Source organism: Streptomyces sp. a15 (genome assembly GCF_059026085.1).
The window spans coordinates 14,546-40,451 of sequence record NZ_JBWLKM010000023.1 but is presented as its reverse complement, the minus strand read 5'-3'; the positions used below and the strand labels follow the sequence as shown (position 1 = coordinate 40,451).

The window sequence follows — 25,906 nt, the reverse complement described above, 5'->3', positions numbered from 1 at the left end:
GCGCGCAGTGTCGAGAGTGCGGCCGCAAGGCCGTGGAACGCGGGACACCCCTGATGAGACGCTGTTCGCGGCCATCATCTACGTCCTGGCCGGCGGATGCGCCTGGCGCCAACTGCCGCCTGGCTTCGGGATATCGAAGTCGACCGCCCACCGTCGGTTCTTGATCTGGTCGAGAGCAGGAGCCTGGGGCCGTCTGCACGAGCGGTACTGCACCGGCTCGACGACGGCGGCCTCATCGATGTCACCCGTGTCGTCCTCGACACCGCCCACGTCAGGGCTGAAGAGGGGGCGAACACACAGGTGCGAGCCCCGCGGACCGGGGCAAGCCGGATTCCAAGATGCACATCCTGTCGGACGCGAACGGACTGCCCCTTCTCGTCGGCGTCTCGGCCGGCAACCCCTACGACAGCGAAGGGCTGAAGCCCATGATCGAGGGTAACCAAACGAGACACGACCCCCACCGCGGCCGCCACTTCAAGCCCCAGCGCCTGCACGCGGACAAAGCCTACGACCGTGCTGACCTGCGGACACGGCAAGCGCATCGGAGTCCGGATCGCACGCAAAGGAACCGAGTCCAGCAAGCGATTGGGCCGCCGCCGCTGGGTGATCGAACGCACCACGCCGTGGCTGTCCGGCTACCGCCGACTCAGCCCACGCTACGAACGCAATCCCCGCAACTACCTGGCCTTCCTCGGCCTCGCCGCCGCCATCTGCTGCTACAAACGACTTGTCCGCCGCACCACGTAGGACACGGTCTCAGCCTCGATCTTTTGTGGTGGGCGGCCGACGGAGTCAGTGGCCTATTTCGTTGTCGGTGGCCGGAGGGCGGGACGCCGGGTTCCACTGCTCGCCGGCCTCGCGGCGGGCCACCCCTCAGCGCGCCAAGAGGTGGTCCGCCCCTTCAGGCTCAGGTCCTGAGCGGCACCAAGGCTCGGTTCACGCAGAGGCGCCCTGGGCCTGGGTGGAGACGTCGGCCCAGTCCTGCCAGGTCTTGAGGCGCTCGGCGTAGACATGAGGAACCATGCCCAGGGGTGCGGTGCCGAAGAAGACGCGCAGCGGCGGGTTGTCGGCGTCGACGATCTTCAGGAGCGCCGGGCCGGCGGCTGCCGGGTCGCCGACCTTGATCCCGCTCCAGCCGGCGGCCACGGCCGCGCGCAGGTCGTCGTAGGCGGGCAGTTGCCCGGCGAAGACGGCGGAGGCGCCGGACCAGTCGGTGGCGAAACCGCCGGGCTCGACGAGGGTGACCTTGATCCCGAAGCCGGCGACCTCCTGCGCGAGGGCCTCGGTCAGTCCCTCCAGGGCCCACTTGGAGGCGTTGTAGCCGCCGAGATTGGGGAAGGCCGTGACACCGCCGACGGTGGAGATCTGCACGATGTGACCGCTGCTCTGGGTCCGCAGGAGCGGGAGGGCGGCCTGGGTCACCCACAGGGCGCCGAAGAAGTTGGTCTCCATCTGGCCGCGAACCTGCTGCTCGGTCAGCTCCTCGACGGCGCCGAACAGGCCGTAGCCGGCGTTGTTGACGATGACGTCCAAGCGGCTGAAGTGGGCGTGCGCGCGCTCGACGACCTCGAACGCGGCGGCCTTGTCGGTCACGTCCAGGGTCAGCGGAAGGATCGCCTCGCCGTGGGCGGCGAGCAGGTCCTTCAGGGAGTCGGTGTTGCGGGCGGTGGCCGCGACCTTGTCGCCGCGTTCCAAGGCCGCCTCGGTGAACTGGCGACCGAAACCACGCGACGAGCCAGTGATGAACCAGACCTTGCTCATGAGAACACTCCCGTTCGAAACGAAGTACCTGGCCGAGATGCTAGCTCGTTCTGATACTCCGTTTCAAGCTGAGTTTGGATGTACCCTTCGCGCATGACTGACACCGCCGGTACTCCCGCCCGCCCCGCCGCCAAGCCCGGCCTGCGTGAGCGCATGCGGGCGACGGTCCGCACGGAAGTGGTCGACGTTGCGCTCCGGCTCTTCACCGAGCAGGGCTTCGACCGGACGACCGTCGACCAGATCGCCGCCGAGGCGGGACTGTCGCGCGCCAGCCTCTTCCGGTACTTCGGCACCAAGGAGGACATCGTCCTGGTCGGCCTGGAGGACACCGGTCGCCAGATCGCGGAGGCACTCGCCGCGCGCCCCGACGGGGAGCGGCCCTGGGAGGCACTGCGCAGGGCGTTCGACGTCCTGACGCGGATGAACGAGGCAGCACCCGAGCAGACGCTCCGCTACCTGCGCATGCTCCAAGAGACCCCGTCACTGCGCGCCCGGCACTACGAGAAGCAACTGCACTGGCAGGAGATGCTGGTACCGGACATCGCACGGCGACTGGACGTCAGCCCCGACCAGCCGGAAGACCCCAGGCCGAACGCGCTCGTCGCGGCCGCCCTCGCCTGCCTGGACGCCGCCTCCACCGGCTGGGTGGCCTGCGAGGGATCCGTCCCCTTGGCTGTGCTGCTCGACCGCGCGATGGGCGCGTTCGCGGAGTAGCCCCGACTGGGTCAGCATGAGCGCGGAAGCTCACCCTGCGCTGATCGACGCAAGCTCGGCCCAAGAGGGTGATGCGGGTTTTGCCGCACCACGGCGGTCCGGCGCGGGCCATCCTTCCGTACCTGAAACTTTTCAGCTCCGACGATCCCCATTCGCTCGTGGCCGGCCAAGGGTCAGCGAGGGGGAGCTGACCGGTCATCGCGGCGTCACTGTCCTCTGAAGCTGACCTTGTGCAAGCCCTGCCTCCAGTGCCATGGCGTGCCAGTGTCTCGGCACCGCTGCCTCGAGCTGCGAAGGCGAATTGAGCACCGCAGAAGCTTGGGCAGGGACGCCTCCTACCAGTCGATGTCTCATGAGACATGCTGAACGAAAAAGAACACTTCCACGCCGACTGCTGGCACAAGAACGCCCGCCGCTTCGTCCGGCGTCACGGCAAGGCCCTGGCCGAACGCCCGGTGTGATTCTTCAGCAGCGGCCCGCTCGACCCCTCGGCCTCGGAGCAGGACATCCCACCGGTGCCCGGCGTGAAGAAGGCTTTGGCCCGGCTCGATGCCAGGGAGCACGTCACCTTCGGAGGCTGCCTGAGGAGGGCGCGAAGGCTGGATCGCGCGGGTAATTGCCCGTAGCGCAAAGGGCGGGACCTTCGCGACTTCGAGCGGATCGAGACGTGCGCGGCGCGGATCGGTCACGAGCTGACTCCTGCGCTGTCTGCGCCGCCTACGTCGGCCGGATCGCGAGGCGTAAGGCAGCGTCCAGTTGCCTCCTGCCGCGTAGTGGAGGCCGGGGCCCTTCACGGGCTGGGGTCAGCCCGCCGGCGCAGCTTCCGAGCAGGACGAGGAAGGGTTGCGCGCCCGCGGCGCCGACACCGGGCGGCCGGCCAGGCCAGGTGTCGAGCGAGACCGCAAAATGCCACACAAGCCGACACAGAGTGCAGAACGGCCCTTCCATCCTCGACCTCTGGCACTTGAGCATCTACCCATCCATCGGAGAAGACTGCAGAATCAGCAGGTCATAGGCACTCCTGCGTGCCACCCCTTCTCGTCTGCCCCCATACCGACGACGCTCGCTGGCGCGCATCCGCTACGCTGTCACTGGTCGGTCTTCGGTACGTCGCGTTGTCTGCTCAGGTGACACTGCGGAGGACGTCGCACCATGTCTGACCAGCGGGCTTGTGATCCTCGCCGAAGATCCACTTCCTGGATTTTCTCCAAGGTTTTCTACAAGCCCCCGCCTTCGTAGCTCAGGGGATAGAGCACCGCTCTCCTAAAGCGGGTGTCGCAGGTTCGAATCCTGCCGGGGGCACCACCTGCACCGCAGGTAAGGGAGTTCCAGGCCCCCTCGTTCCATTCGAACGAGGGGGCTTTCCTCATGTCTGGAGTCCACAAGGAGTCCACATCCCCACGCGCCCCGAGACACGCCTCTCGCAGGTCTGCACGGCGTCTGTCGGGAGGGCGGCCCGAAGCAGGTGAGGATCCCGAGGAGGCCACCCGCACCGGACAGAATCTGGCATACTTGAAGTATGGCAACTCGGAAGATCACCATCACCGTGCCGGAAGAACTGGTGGAATCGATCAAGGAGCGCGTCGACGCGCGCGGGGTGTCCGGCTACATCGCGGCCGCCGCCGCTCATCAGGACGCCATGGACCGATTGCGCGAGTTGGCCGAACGCATCGAGGAAGAGCACGGCGTCGTGACGGACGACGAGCAGCAAGCAGCGCTGGACCGTATCGCCGCCATCGACGGCTGGCATGACGAGCAGCGATCGTCTCCGGACGAGGCCGCGTGAGCCGCACAGCCCGAGCGAAACTGCACCGGCCGCGACAGCGCGTGTTCGTGTTCGACTGCGAGGCTCTGTCCAAGGCGGTTCAGGGCGATCGGGAGATGTCTGCGCTGATCAAGACGGCTCCGCGGCTCGACATCCCGATCGTCACCTCGGCGCTCACGACCTTGGAGGCATGGGACCCTCGCGAAACGTCGAGGCAGGCACTGTGGAACTGGACGCTGTCCCGGATCCGCATCGTGCACACGGACGATCAGGTGATCGCCATGGCGCGCGACATGCTGAAAGCAGCCGGCCTGCATGGGCACAAGTACGCCATCGACGCCATTCTGGCGGCCGTGGCAGGGCGGGAAGCCGTACAGGGAGTTCAGGCAACCGTCTTCACCTCCGACACTGACGACATGCATCAACTCCTTGCCGGACACTCCGTGCGAGTCGAGAAGGTGTGACGAGACGCCCGCACCTCACGCCGGCCACTCGCCGACTCCCCGAGCAACCCGTGCCTTCTTCGGACAACCTCCGCCGGCACGCATGCAGAACACACGGGGACGGGAAGCACCCGTGAACACGTGAGAACCGCGGAGGAGCGTTTCCCCAGGCCAGACACCCTGCGGCCCACGTTTCCGCAGGTCAAAGCCTCGCCCAGAGAAAACTCCTCAAGCGGGTGTCACAGGTTCGAATCCTGCCGGGGGCACAACGTGTTACGCCGCACCTGCGGGTTCTCCCACAGGGAGGCGCTCTAATCGGCCTCGGACTCGTCGTCCGGGGCCGTTTTTTACGTGAGCGACCGGATGCTGCTCAGCCTGGAGGCGGGGGGAGGCGGCGCGGGGCTGCGCCCAGGTCTGGACGTCGGGACCCTTTCCGGTTCAGGCCAGACCGAACTCTTCAACGTGCACCTGTCGTGCGGAGGCCCGCAGGTCTCATGGGCCGGCGAGCACAGCCCGGTCGCAGACGTCGCGTTCGGTGATGTCGGGGACCAGTGTCTGCAGGTTGCCGGGGCTGAATGGGCGGGGTGCCGCCCTCGCCGGTTCGCCGGTGAGCGGGTGTCCGTTCCGTAGCGCGACCAGGTGGGGCGTACCTCGTTCAGTAGCCCGGCGCAGCGTCGGGAACGCTATACAGTCCTTCGACGACGGCGCGGCTACCGACCCAGGACGTTCCGCGGGCCAGCACTGGTTCCTCGCTTGTCGTGGGCTCGCTGGTCGGATACCGGCCGACGGGGAGGGGGCGTGAGCGGGATGAGCGTGCCGGACGGATGGCGGACAGTACGCTGGATCCAGCGGGATCGGGCCCGCAGCACAGTGTCCGGGAGGTGCTTCATGACGACCGAGATGGTGGCCCCGGCGTGGATGCATGAGCAGATCACGGCGGAGGAGTACGGGTCCTGGTCCGAGGAGCAGTGCGCCGGCATCGAGATCGTGGACGGGATGGTCGTCGTGAGTCCGAGTGCGTCCAAGCGGCACAACCGTCTGGCCCGGATTCTGGCGAACGCCCTGGATGCCGCCGCGGGCCCGGAGTGGAACGCCGACACGGACTTCGACGTGCGGCTTCAGGACGTCCCGCTCACCAATCGCCGCCCGGACGTCGTCGTGTACCGCGCAGACACGATCGACATCACCCCCACCCGCCCTGAGCACGTGCTGCTGGTCGCGGAGGTGGTGTCGCCGGGCTCGGAGACCACCGACCGGATCGTGAAGGTCGACCAGTACGCCAAGGCAGGCATCGGCTTCTACTGGCGGATCGAGCAGGCCGCGACAGGCGTTCCTCTCGTGTACACCTACGTTCTCGACCCCGCGACGAAGACCTACCGGGACGGAGACGTGTTCACCGGCGTCCTCAAGGTAGTGGCCCCGTTCCCGGTGGAGATCGACCTCGGGCAGGTCTGACCAGGCGCTGCTCGGCAGCCAACAGCGCGTGAGCGATGCGTGAGCGGACGGTCCGGCACTGGTCGGCATGAGCCGGATCAAGTGGCTCGCCGTGCCGTTCCGACCAGGGGAAAACAGCACCGCGCGGCAGCGCCGGGCACCACCCGGCAAGGACGCGATCCCACTCCTAAAGCGGGTGTCGCAGGTTCGAATCCTGTCGGGGGCACAGCATTTGTACAGGTCAGTGCACACGCAGCCGCTCGGGAGATCACTTCCGAGGGGCTGTTTCCCGTGTGCGGGGGACAGTGCGGGGACACGCTGCCGACGCCAGGAGGTCGTACGGACGTCGTGGCCCGCTCCGCGGGCAGGCCGCCCGCGGAGCGGATCCGGTACCCACCGCTCGTCAGCCGTGGGTCGCCTCGAGGAGTGCCTGCCGCAGGTCGGCCGCGCTCTGGAAGCCGAACTCCGGTTCCTCCCGGAGCGCTTGGTCGATCACGTCGGCGAGGGCCTGCGGCACCTCCGGCTCGCGCTCGCACACCGGCACCGCGGGGGATTCCAGGACGATCCGCCAGGGGTCCTCGCCGTGCGGGAAGTCTCGGGGGCAGGCCCCGGTCAGCATGTTGTACAGGCAGGCGGCGAGGGCCCACACATCCACTCCGGGCTTGGCGTCCTTGAAGTTGGTCACCTGCCGGGCCGGCATGAACCAGGGCTTGCCCATGGCGTCCCCGGTGCGGGTGAGACCGCTGAGGCCGGCCCGGTCGAAGGCCTTGGCCAGACCGAAGTCGCTGATCTTCGCCGTCAGGGAGCCGTCCGCGGCCTTGTGCAGCAGGATGTTGGACGGGCTGAGGTCACGGTGAACCACGCCCTGGCGGTGCGCGGCCTCCAGCCCCCGCAGCGCCTGGACGGCAAAGTCGACGGCCTCGTCCACGGGCAGTCGTCCCCCGCCGCGCCGCAGGAGGGTGTCCAGCCCGCCGCCGGTGCAGTACTCGGTGGTGAAGAAGAAGACGCCGTCGCAGTATCCGGCGCCCTCCAACGCGGCGATGTTGGGATGCCGCAGCGCCTTGGTGAGCGCCGCTTCGCGCAGGAAGCGCTCCCGCGCCTCGGGACGCGTCGCGACCCTCGGCAGCATCACCTTCAGGGCCACCTCCTTCCCGGACGACTCGTGGCGGGCCAGATGGACGACGCCCATGCCGCCGTGGCCGAGTTCCTGGAGGAGGGTGTATCCGGCGATGACGTCGAGTTCGGCGTGCCCGGGGTGCGCCAGGTCGAGGAGCATCCTGAGGATCGCGCCCGGTCTGGCCTGGCAGGCGGCGCAGAGGTAGTCCCCCGGCAGGAAGCCCGCCTCGTCGCCGACGTCGCGGCCGCACTTGGCGCACCGGGCCCGGGTGACGGTGTCCTCGGCGTGGATGTCGACGCGGAAGACCGTGTCACCGATCCTGATCCGGTCGCCGTCGGTGAGGTCGTGTTCGGGGTAGGTCTGGGCGGCGGCCTCCTCGGGGCTCTCGTCCTTCGCCCGCTGGCCGATCTTGCGGCCGTTGAGGTACGTGCCGTTGAGGCTGCCGAAGTCGCGGATGCGGATGGCGGGCGGGTTGACGTCCAGCAGGCAGTGGTGCCGGGAGACGGTGCGGTGGTGTTCGTCGTTGGGCAGCTGGGGTGAGCAGTCCCCGGAGCGGCCGACTATGGAGGTGCCGCGCTCCTCGAAGACGTAGGAGGTGCGGTCGAGATGGCCGCTGACGAGGGTGAGGGTGACGGTGGGCGGTCGGGACATGGGTGACGGCTCCTGCGAAGGGGTGTCCGGGGGCGACGCGTCAGTACTGCGCGTGCCGGCGTTCCTGGAACTGCTTCTCGAAGTCGGCGACGAACGTCGACGGCGCGATGGAGGAGGACGAGCGCACCAGGAAGCCGTCGTCGGCGATGTAGAAGATGGTCCGGCCGATGGCTATTTCGCCGCGCTCCACGGGCACATAGACCATCCACCCGATACTGAACCTGTCGGCCACCAGGTCCGAGGCGGGATAGCCCGAACTGCTCCCGACGACGGCCAGGATGTAATCCCGCACCCGGGCGATGGCGTCCTCCTCGTGCATCTGCGCCGGCACCGTGACCACCTGGCCGGCGAGCGAGAGCTGGTAGAGGGCGCCGTCGATGTCGTAACGGCCGTCGTCGCCGAAGACGCTCACCAGCGTCTCGCGGGTCACATGCCCCTCCTCCGCGGCGGACACCAGCTCCGCCGCGGACGCCCGCCGCTCCACGTCCGGCTCCCGGGAGCCGGTGACCAGCCCCGCGACGATGCCCGCGGTGGTGTCGGCCGTCCACAGACCCGGCACGGCGGTGCTCACCTGTTCCGCCGACGGTGAGTCGCCCCGGTACCAGCGCCCGGCGTCCCACCAGTAGCAGAACGACAACAGGCCGGTGGCGGCGCGCGGGTTGAGCACCTGGTTCGCCACCCAGTCCGGCGCGCCCGCGTAGAGGTTCGGCAGGTCGTCGCCGTCGTTGTAGGCGGCGTCCAGCCTGGGGTCGTCCCACACGCCCCCCGACAGCACCGCCCGCCCACCGGGCAGCCGGTAGAGCGTGGAGCCGCCGCGGCGGGAGCTCTCGAACCAGCCCATGCCGGGCAGGACCCTCGGCCCCCACTCGGACCGGGCGGCGACGAACGCCGCCGAGATCACCGCCCAGCGCGCCCACAGCTGCGGGAAGTACGGGAAGTCGTTCTCGCTGAGGGTCGGCCACACCTTCTTCCTGCGGTCGGCGCGAGCCTGCGTGGCGGCCTGTTGCGGGGTGCGCTGCTGCCGGGCGTCGTGGGAGACGTAGGCCGCCAGCCACACCGGCAGGTCGCCTCGCGGATACGCTTCCAGATCCATCTCGTACTCCTCGGGCTCGAACAGCTGACCGTCGGGGAAGGGCTCGCTGCCGTAGTCGTAGGCGACGGAGAGGTCACCGGTGTCGTCCAGGTTCAGCGTCAGCCGCCACCAGGGGCCCGCGCCGAGCTCGGCCGAGATCTCGCGCTGTCTGCGCACGAGCCCGAGGACGGAGCGCGGCGGCTCGATCGTCGTCCAGGTGTGGTCGAACACGGAGACCTTCGCGAACTCGGCCCCGACCGTGAGCGCGAACTCGGCTTTCAGGTACTCCCAGTCGGGCGGGCCGACGCGGATGAGCGCGCCGGCGATACGGAGCGCCAACTCCTCGGCCTGCGCCCGGACTCCGAGTCCCGTCGGCAGCGGTGCGTCCGGGTCCTTGCCCTTGGCCCACACATCGGGTCGCCCGATGTCCACCCGGAAATCCTTCAGGAACTCCCCCATGAACACTCCTTCGTGAGCACTTGTTTCCTACGATTCCTTCTGTTTTCGTGCGTTTCTCGTGGCCCGTCATGGTGTGAGCCGTGCCCGCACTCCCTCGGGCCGCAGCCAGCCGTAGCCCGCGTCCTGGAGCCGCCGCAGCAGGCCGTCGAAGTCGCCCGGCGTCCACCGCGCACCGAACCGGCGCCGGAACACCTCCAGGTGCGGCAGCGCGCCGTCGTCCCAGTCGGCCGGTTCGCGGGTGTGCCACTCCCAGTCGAGCGCCCACGACCGGAGGTTCCCGTCGCCGTCCGCCGAGAGCACCGCCTGCCCGTCGGGCGTCGTCGCGAGGCAGGTCGGCGCCTTGTCGAGCCCGTCGAGCGTGCGCACGCAGCGGCCGCTGTCGACCTCCCACACCCCCACGCTCGTGCCGGCGGACATCGCGTAGCGTCCGTCCGCGGTGATCCGCAGCCCGCCGGAGGCCGAACCCTCGTCGAAGGGCCGCACCTCGGCCCCGGTGGCGACGTCCCACATGCGGACGGCCCGGTCGTATCCGCTCGCGGAGGACAGGACGAAGCTGCCGTCGGCGGCGACGCACAGCGCCGTCACGGCGCTCTTGTGCCCCTCCAGGGCATGGACGCACCGGCTCTCCTCCAGATCCCACAGCCGTACGGTCCCGTCGGCCCCGCCCGATGCGAGAAGGCGGCCGTCGGCGCCGGGCCAGAGGCAGTTGACCGGTCCCTCGTGACCGGTCAGCGTCCCCGTGAGGTCGCCGGTCTCCACGTCCCAGAGCCTGATCGCGCCGTCACCGCCGCCGACGACGGCCTGCCGCCCGTCCACGGCGAACCGCACCGGTACCGGCGGCGCGGGAGGAAACCTGTTCGTCCGCAGGATGCGCCGGCACGTCCCGGTGCCGACGTCCCACAGCCGTACGGTGCCGTCCTGGCCGCCGGACAGGACCCGGCGCCCGTCCGCGCTCAGGCAGACGGACCTGACCGGGCTCTGGTGGCCCTCCAGTTCGCGCAGGCAGGTGCCGTTGCCGAGGTCCCACAGCCGTACGGTCCAATCGGCGCCGGCGGACACCGCGAGCCGCCCGTCGTCGGTCAGGTCGACCGCGTACAGGTCCTCGTCGGACGCGTCCAGGGTGCGGGTGGGCCAGGCCGTGCGCAGCCCCGCCCGCACCGCGTGCCGGCCCAACTCCCACCAGGCGGACATCACGCGCGGAGCGCGTTCGTGCCCGGCGACCTTGCGGGCCTGCAGGAGCAGGTCGTGCGCCGTCACGTAACGGCGCTCGGCCATGGCCTGCTCCGCCTCGGCGACCTTCGCGCCCGCGCGGCTCTCCAACTCACGCAGCTCCGCGAGCGGGAGGGGGCGGCTCAGCTGCGGCGGGGCGGGGTGACCGCCCGGCAGGTCCAGCGGCCAGGCCCGTACGCGGTTCTCGGCACAGACGGCGAGTCCGGTCCCCGGCCTGGTGGTGTCGAGCAGTGCGGCGTTGATCCGCATGTCCTGGTAGGTGCGCAGGCACTGACCGCTCTCCAGGTCCCAGTAGCTCACGGTCCCCGTGGTGTCGTCGACGGCGAGCAGGAAGCGGCCGTCGGCGCTGAACGACATGAGGTTGGCCCGCCTGCCTCTCAGGACACGGCGGCACCGGCCGTCCCGCAGGTCCCACAGGCCGATCGTGTCGTCCCGGTAGGCGATGACCGCCGTACGCCCGTCGGGGTGGAAGGCCATCGCGAACACCGGTGCCCGGTGGCCGGTCAGGACCTGTTCGCACCGGCCGTCGGCGAGGTTCCACAGCCTGACCGACTGCCCCTGCCGGTCCCAGCCGCTGGACAGCACCCGCCGGCCGTCCGCGCCCACCTCCACGCGCTCCACGCCGGCCGTGTGCCCGGCGAGCGGCTCCCGGAGTTCCCCGCTGCGGGTGTCCCAGACCTGGATGGAGTCGCGGGACCATCCCCACAGGGCGAGGCGTCCGTCAGGGGCCAGGCGGATGCCGTCGGCCTTGGCGGTGAGGGTGTGCAGGCATCGTCCGGCGGTCAGGTCCCAGAACCGTACGCTGCTCCTCTCACCTCTGTCGTCGGAGGAAACGGCGAAGCGACCGTCCGGCGTCAGGTCAAGCGCGTGCGTGCGTGGGAAGTTTCCTTCTGCGCCGTGTCCGTCGAGATCCAGCAGGCACTGACCGTCGGCCAGGTCCCACAACCGAATCCGGTCATAGCCACCCGTCAGGGCCAGGCGTCCGTCGGGAGTGAGTTGGACAGGTGCTAGTCCTCGGTCCCAGTCCTGGTGCTTCTTGTACCGAGGTACCTCCCGAACACTGGTGACCCGCCCCGAGCGGATGGCGCGCAGCGCCGACCGGACCTCCGGCTCCCTGGGCCGCTCCTGGGCCACCTCCTCCAGGAGTTCGCGGGCCGACTCCAGATCGCCCCGCTCCACCGCCACCTGGGCGAGCAACTGCCGTGCCTGCCAAGGGTCCTCGGCGTCGGGACGTACCGCCTCGATCCTGCTGATCATGTCCTCGTCGGTGAGGTCGCCGCGCCGCCACCGCAGCAGTCCGCTGTTGTACGTCGCTCCCAGGTGCCGCGGGTCGGCCGCGAGGGCCTGCGCGAACGCCTTCTCCGCCTCGGGCGTCCGGTCCAGGTCGAGCAGGGAAACGCCGCGGTTGTTCAACTCGTCGGCGCGCAGGTCGGCTTCGACCGGTTCCGGGTGCGGGTAGGCCCGGCCGGTCACCTCGCCGTGGATGTCGACGAGACGGGCGGCGATCTCGGTCATCGAGCGTGGCCGGTCGGCCGGGTCCCTGGCGAGGCAGTGGGCGAGGAGGCCGGCGAGGTCGGCGGGGACGATCGGCAGATGCGGCTCGCCCGTACCGCCGGCTTCGAGGTACGCGTCGAGTGCCATCCCCACCCCGCGCCCCACACGCCAGCTCACGCCGCCGGTGAACATCTCGAAGACCGACACCGCGAAGCTGTAGATGTCGCTGCGCCGGCCGAGCGGCCGACCGTCCGCCTGCTCCGGCGAGGCGTACGCCGGGGTCATCCCGCTGTTGGGGACCAGGACCGTGACGCCGGGCGGAAGCGACGGATCCGCTACGGGGGCGGCACCCTCCGGCGCGGTCGCGGCGGCACGGGCGCGGGCCAGCCCGAAGTCCGTGACCTTGGCCGTACCGTCCTTCGTCACGAGCACGTTGCCCGGCTTGACGTCCTGGTGCACGAGATTCCGGCCGTGCGCGTGGGCCAGGCCCCACGCCGTCTGGATCGCCAGGTCCAGGACGCGGGCCAGGGCCGCCGACGGTCCGCCCTCGTACAGCGTGCCGTCCGCGATCCAGTCCGCGAGGCTGCCTCCCGGGACGTACTCGGCGAACACACAGGGGACACCGTCGAGCGTGCGCACGTAGTGGCAGGTGCACACGTGCGGATGCAGTCCCAGCGACACCCAGGTCTCCGCCTCGGCGGCGAACCTCTGTTTGTGCGCGGAGTTCCTGAACCACTCCGGCCGGGGCCGCTTCACCGCCAGGTCGGTGTCCCACAGCAGGTGCCGCACCCGGTACACCAGGCCCATGCCGCCCTGATGGTGCACCTGATCCACCCGGTAACGACCATCGATGACCGTGCCGACCCGCCAGGACGAGGAGACGCGGGACGTCGGATCGGGCGTTATCGCGTACACGTCAGGCGGTCCGCCATCGAAACATCGGTCGCTTCGGTCACTTCGATCACTTCAGTCACCTTCACTTGTGCGGGTTGTGCGATGTCACGCCCGTCAGCCTGGCCACAGGTGCTGCAATGCTCATGAATTTCCGATGAAGCACGGAGCGGAGGCTCGGGGTGGGCAGGACTTCTCAGCTGCGGATCGAGGTGCTCGGATCCTTACGGGCCTGGCGGGGCGAAGCCCACCTGGATCTGGGACCGGTGAAGCGGCAGGCCGTGCTGGCCGCGCTGCTGCTGAGGCAGGGGGCCACGGTCAGCCACGAGCAGTTGCTCGAAAGGGTCTGGGGATACGAGCCGCCCGCCTCCAAAGTGCTGCCCACGCACGTCAACTCCCTGCGCAGGGCGCTCGATCCGGAAGGCACCCCGCACACCGAGTCGGTGATCCGCAGCGGCAAGGGCTGGTACCGCTTCGTCCTCGACGGCGTCCGCCTCGACACGACCGACCTGGCCGAACACGGCGAGGTGGCGCTGCGCAGCAAGGAGTCCGGCCAACTCACCCTGGCCACCGAACAGTTGGCCGAAGCACTCGGGCTGTTCCGGGGTGAACCGCTCGCCGGTCTGGAGGGACCCTTCGCGCGGGCCGAGCGGGACCGGCTCACCGAGCGGCGGCGGGCACTCAGACGCGAACGGCTGGAGTGCCTCGTTCTGCTGGGCCGGTCCCGGGAGGCGCTGGACGACCTGGCCGACATGTCCGGGCCCGACCTGTACGACGAGTCGCTGCTGGCCCTGCGGATCCGGGCCCTGTACGGCTGCGAACGTCAGGCGGAGGCGCTGAACACCTTCGAGAACGTGCGGATCAGGCTGCGCGACGAGCTCGGCGTCACCCCCGGCGAGGAGCTGCGCCGGGTGCACAGGGCGGTGCTGAAGCAGGACGACCGCTTCCTCCTCGGGGCGGCCCCGGCCCGGCTTCGCGTCGGCGTCGTCAACGAACTTCCGGGTGACATGGGGCAGTTGACCGGCCGGGAGGCCGAGCTGGCCCAGCTGACCGCGCCCGCCGCGCCCGGCTCCGGCTCCGTGTCGGTCGTGACGGTGGACGGTCCGGCCGGGGTCGGCAAGAGCGCGCTCGTCGTCCGCGCGGCCCGTGAGCTCAGCGCCGGCCACCCCGACGGCTGCCTCTTCGTGGACCTGCGCGCCCACAGCACCCAGCAACGCCAGTCCCCGGCACGGGCGTTGCAACGGCTGCTGCGCTCGCTCGGCGCGGCCAAGGGCGAGTTGCCGAGCGACCTCGACGAACTCACCGCCGCCTGGCGGGCGGCGACCAGTTCGCTCCGGCTGCTGCTCGTGCTGGACGACGCCCTGGACGCCGATCAGATACGGCCGCTGCTGCCCTCGGGGGCGGGCAGCCGGGTCCTGGTGGCGGGCAGGCGCCGGCTGGCCGAGCTGGACGCGGACGTACGGGTCACCCTGGAGCCGCTGGCGAGCGGGGACGCCGTAGCGCTGCTCACGCACCTCATCGGCGAGGAGCGCGCGAGCCGGGAGCCTGAGGCCGCGCGACGGCTGGCGGGGCTGTGCGACGGGCTGCCGCTGGCCCTGCGCATCGCCGGGTCCCGGCTGCAGAGCCGGCGGGCCTGGACGGTGGAGGACCTGGTGGGCCGACTGGCGGGCGACGAGGGGCGGCTCGGCGAACTGCGCGTCGGGGACCGCAGCGTGGAGGCCGCCTTCCGGCTGTCGTACGACCAACTGAACTCCGAGCAGCAGCGGGCGTTCCGGGTGCTGGGGCTGGCACCGACGGTGGAGTTCGACGTGCTGACACCGGCGGCGATGCTGGGGCGTCCGGCGCGTGGCACCGAGCGTCTCCTGGAGAGCCTGGTGGACACGAGCCTGGTGCAGGAACCGCGGCCGGGGCGGTATCGGCTGCACGACCTGGTGCGGGTGCACGCCCGGCGGGTGGCGGAGGCCGAGCCGGAGGAGGCGGTGGCCGCGCGGAGGGCGGCGCTGCGGCTGTTCCTGGACGCGGGGAGGATGGCCAGCGACTGGGGGGCGGTGGCGTTCCCGACGGGGCCCCGGCCGACGGCTGGGAGCTTCGGCGGCTGGCGGGAGGCGGAGACGTGGCTGGACGCGGCGGGGGGTGAGCTGCCGGATGTCGTCGCGTATGCCGTGGCCTTCGGAGAGATCGACCACGCCTGCTGGATCGCCCACGCGCTGTGCGACTACTTCGTACGGCAGGGCCGGTACCACGAGTCCCAGACAGCCCTGGAGACCGCGCTCGCGCGCGTCGACGAGGCCGGCGACGAACACATGACCACCGGGCTGCGGAACTGCCTGGCCTACACCAGCGTCTATCAGCGCCGATACCACCAGGCGCGCGCCCTGTTCACCGAGACACTGCACCTGAGCCGGCACCACGGCCGCCGGGTCGACGAGGCCCGGGCTCTCACCGGGCTGGGATCCGTCGCCCTGAGTGTGGGCGAGGCCGACCAGGCGATCTCCCATGTCACCAAGGGGGTGGTCCTGTCCCGACACCTGGGCGACGACTGGGCCGCCGCGATGGCTCGCCTCGTCCAGGGGCGCGCTCACCAGATGGCGGGACGGGACGAGGAGGCGCTGGCCTGCTTCGCCGCCGCGTGCACCCATGCCGAGGCGGGCGGCCGACAGCATGTGCTCGGCCGGGTGCTGAGCCTCGCCGCCGACGCCCACCTCCGCCTCGGCCGGCACGGCGAGGCGAGGCACCTCCTGCGTCAGGCGGTCCACCTGAGCGAGCAGTGCGGGGACGTCTTCTTCTGCGCGCGCAGCCTGACCCGGCTGGGAACGGTGGAACAGAGCGAGGGAGACCCGCGAGCAGCCCTCGCCTTCCACCGACTGGCTCTGGAACTGCACGAGTCGCTGTCGCGTGTCACCGAACCCGCCTACGACTGGCTGGAGATGGACATCCGCACCCGCTTGGCCCACGCCCACCTGGCGACGGGTTCGGTCCACGAGGCGCACCGGCAGTTCCAGCGCGTCCTCGACGTGTACGAAGCCCGCAAGCACCGCAAGGCTCAGGGCCTGCGCCCCACCCCGCGATAGGCATCCACCGCACCCGGCCCACTCCCCTCACATCGCCACTCCGTCACCTGCCCCCGGACCAACCAGCTCCAGCCCGTCGAAGAACGGGCGACCGCCCGGAACGGGGACCGGCGGCTCACCCACGACCTCCACGCGGCCGACGACCTCCCCTACGGCCACCCCCACAGCCACAGCCACCAAGGGCTATGTCCAGGCCCAGGAAGCCGAGTTCGCCCTGGAAGTGCCAGCGGGATGGCAGCGGCACGCCAAGAACGTCGACGGGCAGCAGTACCGGTACACCAAGGGCCCGTACGAACTCGTCGTCGAGCCCGGACGGGACAGCGCGGTGGCCGGTCCCGAGGGGTGATGCCGTACCAGCGGAAAGAGGAGCCCGAGTTGCAGCGAACGGGAGACGGTACTGCGATTCCGCGACCAGGCCGTCACGACGTACTCGCCGTCGGATCGTCCTTGACGGTCTTGACAGCCTTGACGGCCTCGGCGGCCTTGACGGCCTCGGCGGACTTGCGTGCCTGTGCCGCGTCCTGGTCTGCTCCAGCCGCCTCGAAGAGCTCCGCTACGGCCAGCCAGGTGGCACGGGCCCGTTGCGGAGCGGGCGTCATCTCCTGGATCAGGGCGACGACCGAGAGGACTTCGCCCTGCTCGTACGGAGCGCCTGCGTCGGCATGGGCGTCGAACGCCTTCGCCAGTTCCCGCACGGCCTGAGGAAGGTCGGCCAGCTTGACGAGTACTCCGCCCAGTTGTCCCCGTGCCGCGCCTTCCCCGTACCTGTCTCCGAGGCGTTCGAAGGCGTCGGCAGCCGTACGCAACGTCGCTGCGGCTTCCCGGAACCGGCTCTCCCCCTCCAGCATCGCGGCCAGGCTGACCTGCATCTTGGCCACGCTGTGCTCGTCGCCCAGATCTGCGAACAGGTCGGCCGCGAGGGTGGCCGACTCAGCGGCTTCCGCGGTGCGTCCGAGTTCCCGCAGCAGCGCGGCCCGCGTGGCCAGGGCGATGGCCCGATCGTGGTCGTCATCGAGAGCCTCGAAGATCCCGGCGGCGACGGCGATGGCCGCCTCCGCCTCCCCGTACCGGCCTTCATGACGCAGGGCGTTGCCGAGTCCGAGGGACGCCGCGGCCCGGCGCCGCTTCTCGCCGAGTTGTTCGGCGATGTCCGCCGCCTCTTCGTAGAGGGAGACGGCCTCGGCGTGACGTCCCCTGTCCTGGAGGGTGTTGCCCCGATTGTGAAGCGTTTCGGCGTAACCACGCAGGTCGCCGACTCGTTGGAAGATCTCCCCGGCCTCCGCGAAGGTTTCGATGGCCTCCTCGAAACGCCGTTGATCACTCTGCGCGTTGCCCAGATTGTTCAGGACGACCGCGGTGCCCGCGTCGTCGCCGAGGCTTCGCAGCGCCTCGACCGACTGGGCGAGGAGCTGTACGGACTCCTCGAAACGGCGTATCTGCCGCATTACGAGCCCGAGTCGGCCCAGCGCGCAGGCGGTCGCCTTTTCGTGCGCTGCGAGTTGGGCGGCGACGAGGCCCGTGGTGTGGAGGGCGATCGCTTCATCGAAGTAACGTCCACGCGACAGGTACAGGTCGAGACGATCGGGCACCAGGTAGGCGGTGGACAGGTCTCCCGCCTCCAACGCCGCTCCCGGAACGGCCAGCAGGTTGGTGTGCTCGGCCCGCAGCCACGCCGAGGCCTGTTCCCGGTCGGCGAAGCGTTTCGCGACGGCTGGTGCGCGAGGCTCGCGAAGCCACGCGGTGGCCTCCTCCACACCCTCCGCGTAGTACGCCAACAGCCGCGGCAGGGCCTCTCGGTCCTCGTGGTCCGCACCCGTGTGATGCACTGCGAAGTCCCGCACCAGATCATGCGTCGACCACCGCTCCCCGGCACTGTCGATCAGATGCCCCCGCACCAGTTCCCGCAGCCCCGCCCGGACCTCGTGGACGTCCCGGTCCGCGAGGGCGACCGCGGCGGGCAGGCCGAGGTCGGGGCCCGGGTTCAGGGCGAGGAGCCGGAAGAGGCGGGCGTGGCCGGGCGACAGGTGGCGGTAGGAGAGGTCGAAGGTGGCACGCAGGGCCCGCTCGCCGTCGTCGAGGTGCTTCAGCCGGGAGCGGGCGCCGTCGAGTTCGGCGGTCAGGTCGTCGACCGTCCGGCCCGGCTCCAGGATGAGCAGGCCGGCGGCGATGTGCAGGGCCAGCGGGATACGGCCGCACAGGGCGACCAGCCGCTCAGCCGCCTCCCGGCCGTCGTCGACGCGCACGTCGGTGCGGTGCAGGACGTCGCGCAGCAGGTCGAGGGACGCGTCGGGCGTGAGCGTGGTGAGGTCGACGAGACGGGCGCCGTGGGAGGCCAGCCTCGGATGGGTGTGGCGCGAGGTGGCCAGCAGCCGGTGGGGGCCCGGTCCGGGGAGCAGCGGCAGGATCTGGTCGGCGTCGGAGGCGTTGTCGGCGAGGACGAGCACGCGCCGCCCCGCTCCCGCGAGCGCGGCCAGCGTCGAGCGGTAGAGGTCCTCTCGTTCCGGCTGCGTGGGCGGGATGTCCTCGGGTGCCGTGCCCATGGCACGCAGGAGGGACTCCAGGGCCTGGTGGGCGCTGACGGGGGCGGGGTCGTAACCGCGCAGGTTCACCGCGTACGTGTCGGTGAACCATCCCTGTTCCACGGCGTGGTGGGACGCCACCAGCGCGAGCGCCGTCTTCCCGATGCCGCCCATGCCCGCGACGGCCGCCGCACCGGTGACCACGACTCCGCTCGGACCACCGTCACGGGGCGGGGCGAGGATGTCGAGGAGGTGGCTCAGCTCGTCGTCCCGGCCGGTGAACACGCTCGGCGCCGCGGGGAGCGTCAATGAGGCTCGCGGCACGGTGAAGCCGGCTTCCTGCCTGTCTCCCCCGATCCGGTCCAGGAGGCTCAGCACCTCGTCCAGGGCTGCCAGCCGCCGCTGCCACATGTCCGGATCGACCTCTGCGGGCGCAAACGGGACCGCGTGATCGACGGCGTGTTGCTTACAGGCGAGCACGAAGGTGTGCACCAGGTCCCAGTCCGGCGCGCCCGCCGACTCGCCCTTCAGCAGCGCGCTCAGTCGCGTGGTGCTCAACTCGCGCACGCCCACGGTCTGCTCCGCGACAAGACTCTTGGACGCCCGATGCAGATCGGCGTTCTTCGCCCGGACGGAGTCACGCAGGGCGCACAGCCGCTTCACGAAGTCACGGCGCGCCTGGTCCGCAGCCGCGTTCACCACCACGCACCGACCTCCAGCTCCCCGGCACCACGCCGTCCCGGAGCGTCCCGTCCCGTGCCGGCCAGCCTAGGGTTCACCGCGCCCGAGAACATTCGAAATCCCGATCCGTCCCGGGCTCCCCGTTTCTCCGGCCCCTTCGCGGACTCTGCTCCCACGCGACAACCGCGCGTCCGTCCGAGTCTTCTGGGAGCACCGCCATGATCCACGCCCTTGCGGCCGTCACGTCCGACCCGTCGGCCGGGCACCTTCCTCCGACGACGACCATCGTCGTGATCGTGCTGCTGGCGGTGGTAGTCGCTCAGCGCGTGTACCAGGTCGCCGCCCAGGAGCTCACCTTGAAGCTCGCCGTCCTCACGGCCACCGGGACCTCCTTCGGCGGGACCTTCTATCTGCTGAAGACCATCGCCGATGCCCTGCATCTGCTCTGAGCCGTCGTCAGCGGGGGATCAGGCGCTGCTCCGAGGGGTCCAGGCGGCGGGTGCGGGAGCCGTACTCGCCCATGTAGCCTGGCCAGTTGGCCACGTTGCGGCCGTATGGCGTGGGTCTGCTCGGCCTCGGACAACTCGGTGTTATCGCTCAGGTGTCTCGCCTCACTGCGGGCCTGGGTCAGCACAGCGAGGAAGCCCGCGTACAGGTCACGTCGGGTGTTCCGCCACTCGGAGGTGACGTCGTGGTTGTGCTTGTGTGACTCCAGCAGCAGCTGGCGCCGCGCGCCTCCACCAACAGCGAGGTCCCCATGGCCACGCCCGCGCCCAACAGCGTGGCCAAGAGCGTCGTCCACTGCGTCATCGGCGCAGCCCGTTGTGCTGTGTGGTGCCGTCCCCGACCAGCATCCCTCGGGCGCCGCAGCCGTCCACGACGATGTGCCTCGTCCGGCGCTCCGCGCGCAGCACAGCGCGGGCCGCCGCGAGGATCTCCTCGTCGGTCTCCGCCCCGGAGCGCGTCAGGACCTGGAGCAGCCGGGTCCACCACACGTTGGGGTCAGTCTCGTACGCGTCCAGCACGCGTACGCCGTAGCCGCCACCCCCACTGTTGCCGCGTCCGGTGTCCGTGAGTCCGGCCGCCGCCCCCGTGGCCAACGCGGTGGTCACCAGCTCCACTTCGGTCACCGGGACCCCCTTCAGATGTGCGGGTCGTGCAATGTCATGTCCGTCACCATGGCCGGGGGTGCTGCAATGCTGATGAAATTCCGGTGATGTACGGGAGCGGAGGCTTCGCGGTGGACGGGGGAACTCCTCAGCGGCTTCGGATCGCGTTGCTCGGGCCGCTCCGGGCCTGGCGTGGCGGAACGCCGCTGGATCTGGGACCGGTGCGGCGACAGGCCGTACTCGCGGCGCTGGTGCTGCGCGCGGACACCCGGGTGAGCCATGAGCAGTTGCTCGACGATCTGTGGGACGGACAGCCGCCGGGGTCGGGCCACAAGGTTCTGCCGAGCCACGTCCATCCACTGCGCAGGGCACTTGACGTGGCGAGTGCCGGGCCGACGGAGTCGGTGATCCGCAGCGGCAAGGGCTGGTACAGCTTCGTCGGCCACGGGGTCCGGCTCGACGTGACCGAGCTGGACGAACGGGCTGCCGAGGCACGGCACGCGAAGGTGTCCGGCGACGTGACCACCGCCATGGACCGGTTCTCCGAGGCGCTCGCCCTGTTTGGTGGCGAACCCCTGACCGGCCTGCCGGGTCGGCGCGCACAGGCGGAGCGGGAGCGGCAGCTGGAGCGCCGGCTCTCACTCCGGCTGGAGAGACTCGAGTGTCTGGTTCTGCTCGGCCGGTCCGCCGGCACACTGGACGAGCTCGCCGAACTGTCCGCGTCCGCTCCCCTCAACGAGTCGGTACTGGCGCTGCGGATGCGCGCTCTGTACTGCAGCGGACGCCAGGCGGAAGCCCTGAACTCCTATCTGGAGATGCGGGTTCGCCTGCGCGACGAGCTGGGCATCGATCCCGGCGAAGGGCTCCGCCAGACGTACGACGCGGTGCTGCACCAGGACGACGAACGCCTCCTCGCTCCGGCAACGGCTCGTCCCACCGCTCATCCCGCCGCTCCTCCCACCCGGCCCCGGCTCCGCCGCACGGTCAACGACCTGCCGGGCGACGCCGGCCGGCTGATCGGGCGGGAGGCCGAGCTGGCGCGGCTGGTCGCGCCCTGCGCGCCCGGATCCGTATCGATCGCGACGGTGGACGGTACGGCCGGGGTCGGCAAGACCGCGCTCGTCGTGCGGGCGGCCCGGGAGCTCAGCGCCCGGTACCCGGACGGCTGCCTGTTCGTGGACCTGCGTGCACACAGCACGCAGCGGCGGCAGTCGCCGGAGCGAGCGCTGCAGCGACTGCTGCGATCGCTGGGTGCGGCCAAAGGCGAGTTACCGAGCGACCTCGAAGAACTCACCGCTGTCTGGCGCGCGACGACCAGCCCGTTACGGCTGCTGCGGACTGCGCTCCAGGCCGTTCTGGACGTAATAGGCGAGCAGGGCGAGAAAGCCCTGGTTTCCGGCATAGAAGGCCAGGATGGCGGCCAGCCCCCGGGCGAAACGGCGCTGCCGGAACAGGTCCGGGGGAACGATGGGAGGCAGCGACCGCGCTTCGAGACGGCGCTCCCGCGCCCAGAACACCACCAGCAGGGCCCCGGCCACGGCCAGTGCCCCCACGAGGTGGGCCGGGGCGAGAGCGAGGGATCCGCCCAGCCCGGACAGCAGCAGGAAGAGGGCGGCGCCGAGGATCACCGCGCCCGTCACATCGAGCCGCTTGCGCGGTCCATGGCTCTCGGGCACGCGGTTCCAGGCACCGGCGATGACCAGCACGCCGATGGGGATGTTGACCAGGAACAGCCCGCGCCAGCCGAGGTCGTACGGGTTCCACGCCATGAGGGCCCCGCCGCACACCGGTCCGGCGACCCAGGCCAGCCCGATGGTGGCGCCGTAGAGTCCCACCGCCCGGCGCCGGACCGCTGGGGGCAGGGAGGCACGGATGATCGCCAGTACTTGAGGCAGCATCAGCGCGGCGGTCAGTCCCTGGGCGACACGGGCCACGATGAGCACGGTCGGCGTCGTCGCGAGGGCGCAGACCGCCGAGGTGAGCGTGAAGCCCGCGGCACCCCACAGGAACCCGCGCCTGCGGCCGAAGACGTCACCCAGCCTGCCCCCCGTCATCAGGGCGACCGCGTACGCCGTCGTGTACCCGACGACGACCAGCTGGGTCTGGACGAAGGACGCTCCGAGCGCGCTCTGCAGCGTGGGAACCGCCAGCAGCATCATGCTGGAGTCGAAGCCACCGATGAAGGTCGCGGTCAGGAGGGACACGAGCACCATGCCATACCCTGCTCCCGCGCCGTCCGCGGCTCCGCCGGAGTCCATGGTTCGCCGAAGAGTTCGCATGCACTGATTGATCCATGATGGTCTCTTCGCGTCCAAGTCTGGTTGCTTTTCAACTGATAAGCGAAAATGCTCAGGCGGAACCGTAGGGACGAACGTCCGTGGTTGTCCGCCGAAGGCGCCGCGCACCGTGGGGCGGCGGGATGAGGAGCGGGCGGGGCCCCGGCACGGTGCGGCGTACCCAACACGCCCGGGTAACGCGCATGCTGCAGGAGTTCGCAGCCGCGCGGTGATGACCAGCCGTCGCGTCCTGCCCGGCCTCGATGAAACCACTCGCGTGGACGGCACGTCGTCGTAGCTCGCCCAGTCGGCGACCGGCGGAGGGTCGAGCATGTTCGGCACATCCCCCATGTCCCGGAATGACGTAACTGCGGCCTCCTGGAGGGCTGTGCTGAGCGGTCAAGGTTCATCCAGTCGCTCCTCCTCCTGGTCTGACATGCCCCAGCCAGAAGCGCTCCCACCACGGCTGACGCCGATGATGGAGCACTGCCGGGTCAGCGGCTCAACCTCGGGCAACGGTTCGCTGAGGTCCTCCCCCACGACCACTGGATGACCCCAAGCCACGCAACAGGCCCGGCACTTTCTCGGCCGAGCCGGCGGCGTGCGGCAGGCTCACCCGATCAATCTCATCCACCAGGCATCTACGACGCACGCTGACTCAGGTCGACGACGTCCCCGACGGACCGGGCAGGGCTCGGCTTCAAGCGGCATGCGGGGTGAAGGTGACGCGGGAGTCACCCTCGTCGATCGCCAGGTTCAGGATGACGTCCCGAGCCTTGGCCAGGCGTCGCACCAACGGGAGAGTCGGCACGGTGTCGCCGCTCGGCCTCGCAGACCTTCTGGGCCTGATGCGCACTCCGACTTCCGCCGCCTCACGCATCCTCGTCTTACGGAACACCGTCAACAGAACGATCCACTGCCCGGGGGCGAGCCAGTACGGGACGCGCACGGCCTCGCCGTCCAGGTCGTAGCGCAGCTCACGCAGTGGGCCGCCCAGGTGACGCGAGTACGGCTCACCAAGCGTCGTCGGCTCGTCCAGGAGACAGTCGTCCTGTCCGCTCCGTCATGCAGGCTCGCCGAGGCCCCCAGGCCCGCCGGCGGGCGATCACCGCACCCCACCTCGTCGCCCTCGTCCGAAGCGGCGCCCGCTTCGAAAACGGCCGCCTCGGCGAACGACCCGAAGCGGCCCTGAGCCTCAACTCCCCGATCCTCAACTCCCCGAGCCTCAACTCCCCCAAAAGTCTTGACAATTACTCGTCCGGCGGTTCGCCGGAGTGCCCTTTGGGGTAGGGCTATGGCCCGTGGATGACGCTCAGTTATCAACCGTTCCGCCGATGGAGACCGTTCCGCCGATGGAGGCTGACACTGCATGCACGAGCACAAGACCTTCGTCGAACTCATGTGTGCGAGGGCGGCGGAGCACGGTGACCGGACCGCCCTGATCTTCAGCGTGGATCCGCTCCGCGCCGAGGCCGACGAGGCCGTGACGTACGGGGAACTCGACCGGGCCGCCCGCCGGGTCGCCGCGCTGCTACAGGACCGGTTCGCCGTCGGCGACCGCCTGCTGGTGCTGCATCCCTCTGGGCCGGGGTTCGCGCGGTCTCTCTTGGGTTGCATGTACGCGGGTATGGTCCCGGTGCCCGCGCCGCCGCCCGAGGGCCGTCAGCGGCGGCAGGCCGACCGGCTCGCCGGGATCGCCCGGGACGCGGGAGCCGCCGGTGTGCTGGCCGATGGCACGGACCTGGAAGCGCTCACGTCCTGGGCCAAGGAGCAGGACCTCCGGGGCGTGACCGTACTCGCACCCCACTGCGCCGAAGCCGGAGACGAGCTGCCCGCGGACGAGCTGCCGGCAGCGGACCGGTGGCGGCCGCCACCGGCCGACCCGCACGCTCTGGCCTTCCTCCAGTACACCTCAGGGTCCACCGACGACCCCAAGGGCGTCATGGTCGACCATGCCAACCTGCTGGCCAACGCCGAGATCCTCGCGGCGATCTCCGGCATGAGCGCCGACGGCCCGGTGGGCGGCTGGCTGCCGCTGTACCACGACTTCGGGCTGATCGGGCTGCTGCTCACGCCGCTCGTCCTGGGCGGTCGCAGCGTGCTGATGCCGCCGGTGGCCTTCCTCAAGCGCCCACACACGTGGTTGACGCTGATCGACCGGCACGGCATCGACTTCTCCCCCGCTCCGAACTTCGCCTACGACCTGTGCCTGACGCGGATCACCGACGAGGAACTGGCCCGGCTGGACCTCTCGCGCTGGCGGTGCGCGGTGAACGGCGCCGAGCCCGTCCAGGCCGCCACCGTCGAGGCGTTCACCCGGCGGTTCGCCGCCGCCGGGCTGCGACCCGAGGCGATGCTCCCCGGCTACGGCATGGCCGAGACGACCCTGGTCGTCTCCGGCGACCGGCCTGCCCGCCGCGCCGTGATCACCGAGGTGGACGCCGTCGCGTTCGAGCGCGGCGAGCTGCTGCCCCCGACCTCCGGCGCGCCCGTGCACCGCATCGTCAGCAGCGGCCCCGCCGAGCACCTCGACGTCCGGATCATCGACGCCGACGCGGGTCGGACGCTGCCGGACGGCCGGGCCGGCGAGATCTGGGTGCGCGGCCCGAACGTCGCCCGGGGCTACTGGGGACGTCCCGCGGAGACCCGGCGCGTCTTCGACGCCGTCACGCCCGACGGGGAGAGCGGCTTCCTGCGCACCGGGGATCTGGGGATCCTGCATGAGGGCGAGCTGTACGTCACGGGCCGCAGCAAGGAGCTGATCATCGTCCGCGGCCGCAACCTCTACCCACAGGACCTGGAGGCGGCGACGCGGGAGGCCCACCCGGCTCTGGAACGCGGCGTCGGGGCGGCCTTCTCAGTCCCGGTGCCCGAGGAGGAGGTCGTGGTCGTCCGCGAGTGCCGGGCCGACCGGGTCGCGCCGGACGAGCTGGCCCGCGTCGCCGCGAGTGTCCGCGACCGCCTCACCCGGGATGTCGGGGTGCCCGCCCACAACGTCGTACTCGTGCCTCCCGGCACGGTGGCGCGGACCACCAGCGGAAAGATCCAGCGTCGGCTGCTGCGCCGGCGGTTTCTCGGCGGCGAGCTCGAGATCCTGCATGCGGAACTGTCGCCGGCCGTCCGCGCCCGGCTGGGCGACACGGCGGCCGGTGACACCTCAGCCGTACGCACCCGACTGGACGACACAGCGGCCGGTGACACCTCAGCCGTACGCACCCG

16 protein-coding genes, 1 tRNA gene and 4 pseudogenes are annotated in these 25,906 nt (G+C 70.5%); 13 read left to right on the top strand and 8 right to left on the bottom strand.

Annotation, left to right across the window (positions count from 1 at the left end; all coding sequences use genetic code 11):
* Window positions 1-7: 7 nt before the first annotated feature.
* Entirely contained in the window at window positions 8-439 is a 432-nt protein-coding gene (locus AC5P09_RS23775; protein WP_493875809.1) for a transposase, read from the top strand.
* Window positions 339-747: pseudogene (locus AC5P09_RS23770) on the top strand (transposase). Before AC5P09_RS23775 ends, AC5P09_RS23770 begins: the two are co-directional and overlap by 101 nt.
* Window positions 748-936: 189 nt before the next feature.
* Here the strand turns inward: AC5P09_RS23770 and AC5P09_RS23765 are convergent.
* Window positions 937-1,761, bottom strand: coding sequence for an SDR family oxidoreductase (locus tag AC5P09_RS23765; RefSeq protein WP_493875808.1), 825 nt, complete (start codon window positions 1,759-1,761; stop codon window positions 937-939).
* Window positions 1,762-1,854: 93 nt separating this feature from the next.
* On the opposite strand from AC5P09_RS23765, the gene AC5P09_RS23760 reads away from it, so the two are divergent.
* The 6 genes and pseudogenes from AC5P09_RS23760 (at window position 1,855) to AC5P09_RS23735 (ending at window position 6,138) form a co-directional block, all read left to right on the top strand.
* Window positions 1,855-2,475, top strand: a complete 621-nt coding sequence (locus AC5P09_RS23760; RefSeq protein WP_493875807.1) for a TetR/AcrR family transcriptional regulator — start codon at window positions 1,855-1,857, stop codon at window positions 2,473-2,475.
* 383 nt (window positions 2,476-2,858) lie between these two features.
* Window positions 2,859-3,173: pseudogene (locus AC5P09_RS23755) on the top strand (flavodoxin domain-containing protein); the annotation flags it as partial.
* Between the two features lie 531 nt (window positions 3,174-3,704).
* A tRNA-Arg gene (locus AC5P09_RS23750) sits at window positions 3,705-3,780 on the top strand.
* A 214-nt stretch (window positions 3,781-3,994) separates the two neighbouring features.
* Complete coding sequence (locus tag AC5P09_RS23745; protein WP_493875806.1) at window positions 3,995-4,261, top strand: hypothetical protein; 267 nt, start codon at window positions 3,995-3,997, stop codon at window positions 4,259-4,261.
* A complete protein-coding gene (locus tag AC5P09_RS23740) occupies window positions 4,258-4,704 on the top strand; it encodes a hypothetical protein (RefSeq protein ID WP_493875805.1) in 447 nt (148 codons plus the stop codon). Before AC5P09_RS23745 ends, AC5P09_RS23740 begins: the two co-directional genes overlap by 4 nt.
* A gap of 867 nt (window positions 4,705-5,571) precedes the next feature.
* Window positions 5,572-6,138 carry a Uma2 family endonuclease gene (locus AC5P09_RS23735; protein WP_493875804.1) on the top strand — a complete coding sequence of 189 codons (567 nt, stop codon included), beginning with the start codon at window positions 5,572-5,574 and terminating at the stop codon, window positions 6,136-6,138.
* A gap of 382 nt (window positions 6,139-6,520) precedes the next feature.
* Here the strand turns inward: AC5P09_RS23735 and AC5P09_RS23730 are convergent, their stop codons facing one another.
* From AC5P09_RS23730 to AC5P09_RS23720, 3 genes are all read right to left on the bottom strand, one after another.
* Window positions 6,521-7,885 carry a protein kinase domain-containing protein gene (locus AC5P09_RS23730; RefSeq protein ID WP_493875803.1) on the bottom strand — a complete coding sequence of 455 codons (1,365 nt, stop codon included), beginning with the start codon at window positions 7,883-7,885 and terminating at the stop codon, window positions 6,521-6,523.
* A gap of 40 nt (window positions 7,886-7,925) precedes the next feature.
* On the bottom strand, window positions 7,926-9,416 hold the full coding sequence (locus AC5P09_RS23725; protein WP_493875802.1) for a hypothetical protein: 1,491 nt from the start codon (window positions 9,414-9,416) through the stop codon (window positions 7,926-7,928).
* Window positions 9,417-9,482: 66 nt separating this feature from the next.
* The gene (locus tag AC5P09_RS23720; RefSeq protein WP_493875801.1) at window positions 9,483-13,055 is read right to left on the bottom strand and encodes a protein kinase domain-containing protein; all 3,573 of its coding nucleotides are present in this window, start codon (window positions 13,053-13,055) and stop codon (window positions 9,483-9,485) included.
* Between the two features lie 158 nt (window positions 13,056-13,213).
* Between AC5P09_RS23720 and AC5P09_RS23715 the strand changes: the two genes are divergently transcribed.
* Together AC5P09_RS23715 and AC5P09_RS23710 are read left to right on the top strand one after the other, a co-directional pair.
* Entirely contained in the window at window positions 13,214-16,102 is a 2,889-nt protein-coding gene (locus AC5P09_RS23715) for an AfsR/SARP family transcriptional regulator (protein WP_493875800.1), read from the top strand.
* A gap of 31 nt (window positions 16,103-16,133) precedes the next feature.
* Window positions 16,134-16,448 carry a serine/threonine kinase C-terminal domain-containing protein gene (locus AC5P09_RS23710; RefSeq protein ID WP_493875891.1) on the top strand — a complete coding sequence of 105 codons (315 nt, stop codon included), beginning with the start codon at window positions 16,134-16,136 and terminating at the stop codon, window positions 16,446-16,448.
* Between the two features lie 73 nt (window positions 16,449-16,521).
* Here AC5P09_RS23710 and AC5P09_RS23705 read toward each other — a convergent pair whose 3' ends face one another.
* The gene (locus AC5P09_RS23705) at window positions 16,522-19,326 is read right to left on the bottom strand and encodes a tetratricopeptide repeat protein (protein WP_493875799.1); all 2,805 of its coding nucleotides are present in this window, start codon (window positions 19,324-19,326) and stop codon (window positions 16,522-16,524) included.
* A 194-nt stretch (window positions 19,327-19,520) separates the two neighbouring features.
* Here AC5P09_RS23705 and AC5P09_RS23700 point away from each other — a divergent pair, with 194 nt between their 5' ends.
* Window positions 19,521-19,751, top strand: coding sequence for a hypothetical protein (locus tag AC5P09_RS23700; protein WP_493875798.1), 231 nt, complete (start codon window positions 19,521-19,523; stop codon window positions 19,749-19,751).
* Window positions 19,752-20,108: 357 nt separating this feature from the next.
* Here the strand turns inward: AC5P09_RS23700 and AC5P09_RS23695 are convergent, their stop codons facing one another.
* The gene (locus AC5P09_RS23695; protein WP_493875797.1) at window positions 20,109-20,432 is read right to left on the bottom strand and encodes a hypothetical protein; all 324 of its coding nucleotides are present in this window, start codon (window positions 20,430-20,432) and stop codon (window positions 20,109-20,111) included.
* Window positions 20,433-20,518: 86 nt separating this feature from the next.
* Between AC5P09_RS23695 and AC5P09_RS23690 the strand changes: the two are divergent.
* Window positions 20,519-21,241: pseudogene (locus AC5P09_RS23690) on the top strand (AfsR/SARP family transcriptional regulator); the annotation flags it as partial.
* 492 nt (window positions 21,242-21,733) lie between these two features.
* Here the strand turns inward: AC5P09_RS23690 and AC5P09_RS23685 are convergent.
* Window positions 21,734-22,624 carry an MFS transporter gene (locus AC5P09_RS23685; RefSeq protein WP_493875796.1) on the bottom strand — a complete coding sequence of 297 codons (891 nt, stop codon included), beginning with the start codon at window positions 22,622-22,624 and terminating at the stop codon, window positions 21,734-21,736.
* 884 nt (window positions 22,625-23,508) lie between these two features.
* Window positions 23,509-23,735 (bottom strand): annotated as a pseudogene (locus tag AC5P09_RS23680) (type II toxin-antitoxin system RelE/ParE family toxin); the annotation flags it as partial.
* Window positions 23,736-24,056: 321 nt separating this feature from the next.
* Here AC5P09_RS23680 and AC5P09_RS23675 point away from each other — a divergent pair.
* Window positions 24,057-25,906, top strand: a 1,850-nt coding sequence (locus tag AC5P09_RS23675) for a fatty acyl-AMP ligase (protein WP_493875795.1), incomplete at its 3' end; no start/stop codon positions are given.

Excerpts from the sequence above, each read along its gene's own strand:
- AC5P09_RS23725 (WP_493875802.1), bottom strand. The coding sequence starts at position 9,416 with ATGGGGGAGTTCCTGAAGGATTTCCGGGTGGACATCGGGCGACCCGAT.
- AC5P09_RS23730 (WP_493875803.1), bottom strand. The coding sequence starts at position 7,885 with ATGTCCCGACCGCCCACCGTCACCCTCACCCTCGTCAGCGGCCATCTC.
- AC5P09_RS23700 (WP_493875798.1), top strand. The coding sequence starts at position 19,521 with ATGATCCACGCCCTTGCGGCCGTCACGTCCGACCCGTCGGCCGGGCAC.
- AC5P09_RS23745 (WP_493875806.1), top strand. The coding sequence starts at position 3,995 with ATGGCAACTCGGAAGATCACCATCACCGTGCCGGAAGAACTGGTGGAA.
- AC5P09_RS23685 (WP_493875796.1), bottom strand. The coding sequence starts at position 22,624 with ATGGTGCTCGTGTCCCTCCTGACCGCGACCTTCATCGGTGGCTTCGAC.
- AC5P09_RS23765 (WP_493875808.1), bottom strand. The coding sequence starts at position 1,761 with ATGAGCAAGGTCTGGTTCATCACTGGCTCGTCGCGTGGTTTCGGTCGC.
- AC5P09_RS23735 (WP_493875804.1), top strand. The coding sequence starts at position 5,572 with ATGACGACCGAGATGGTGGCCCCGGCGTGGATGCATGAGCAGATCACG.
- AC5P09_RS23760 (WP_493875807.1), top strand. The coding sequence starts at position 1,855 with ATGACTGACACCGCCGGTACTCCCGCCCGCCCCGCCGCCAAGCCCGGC.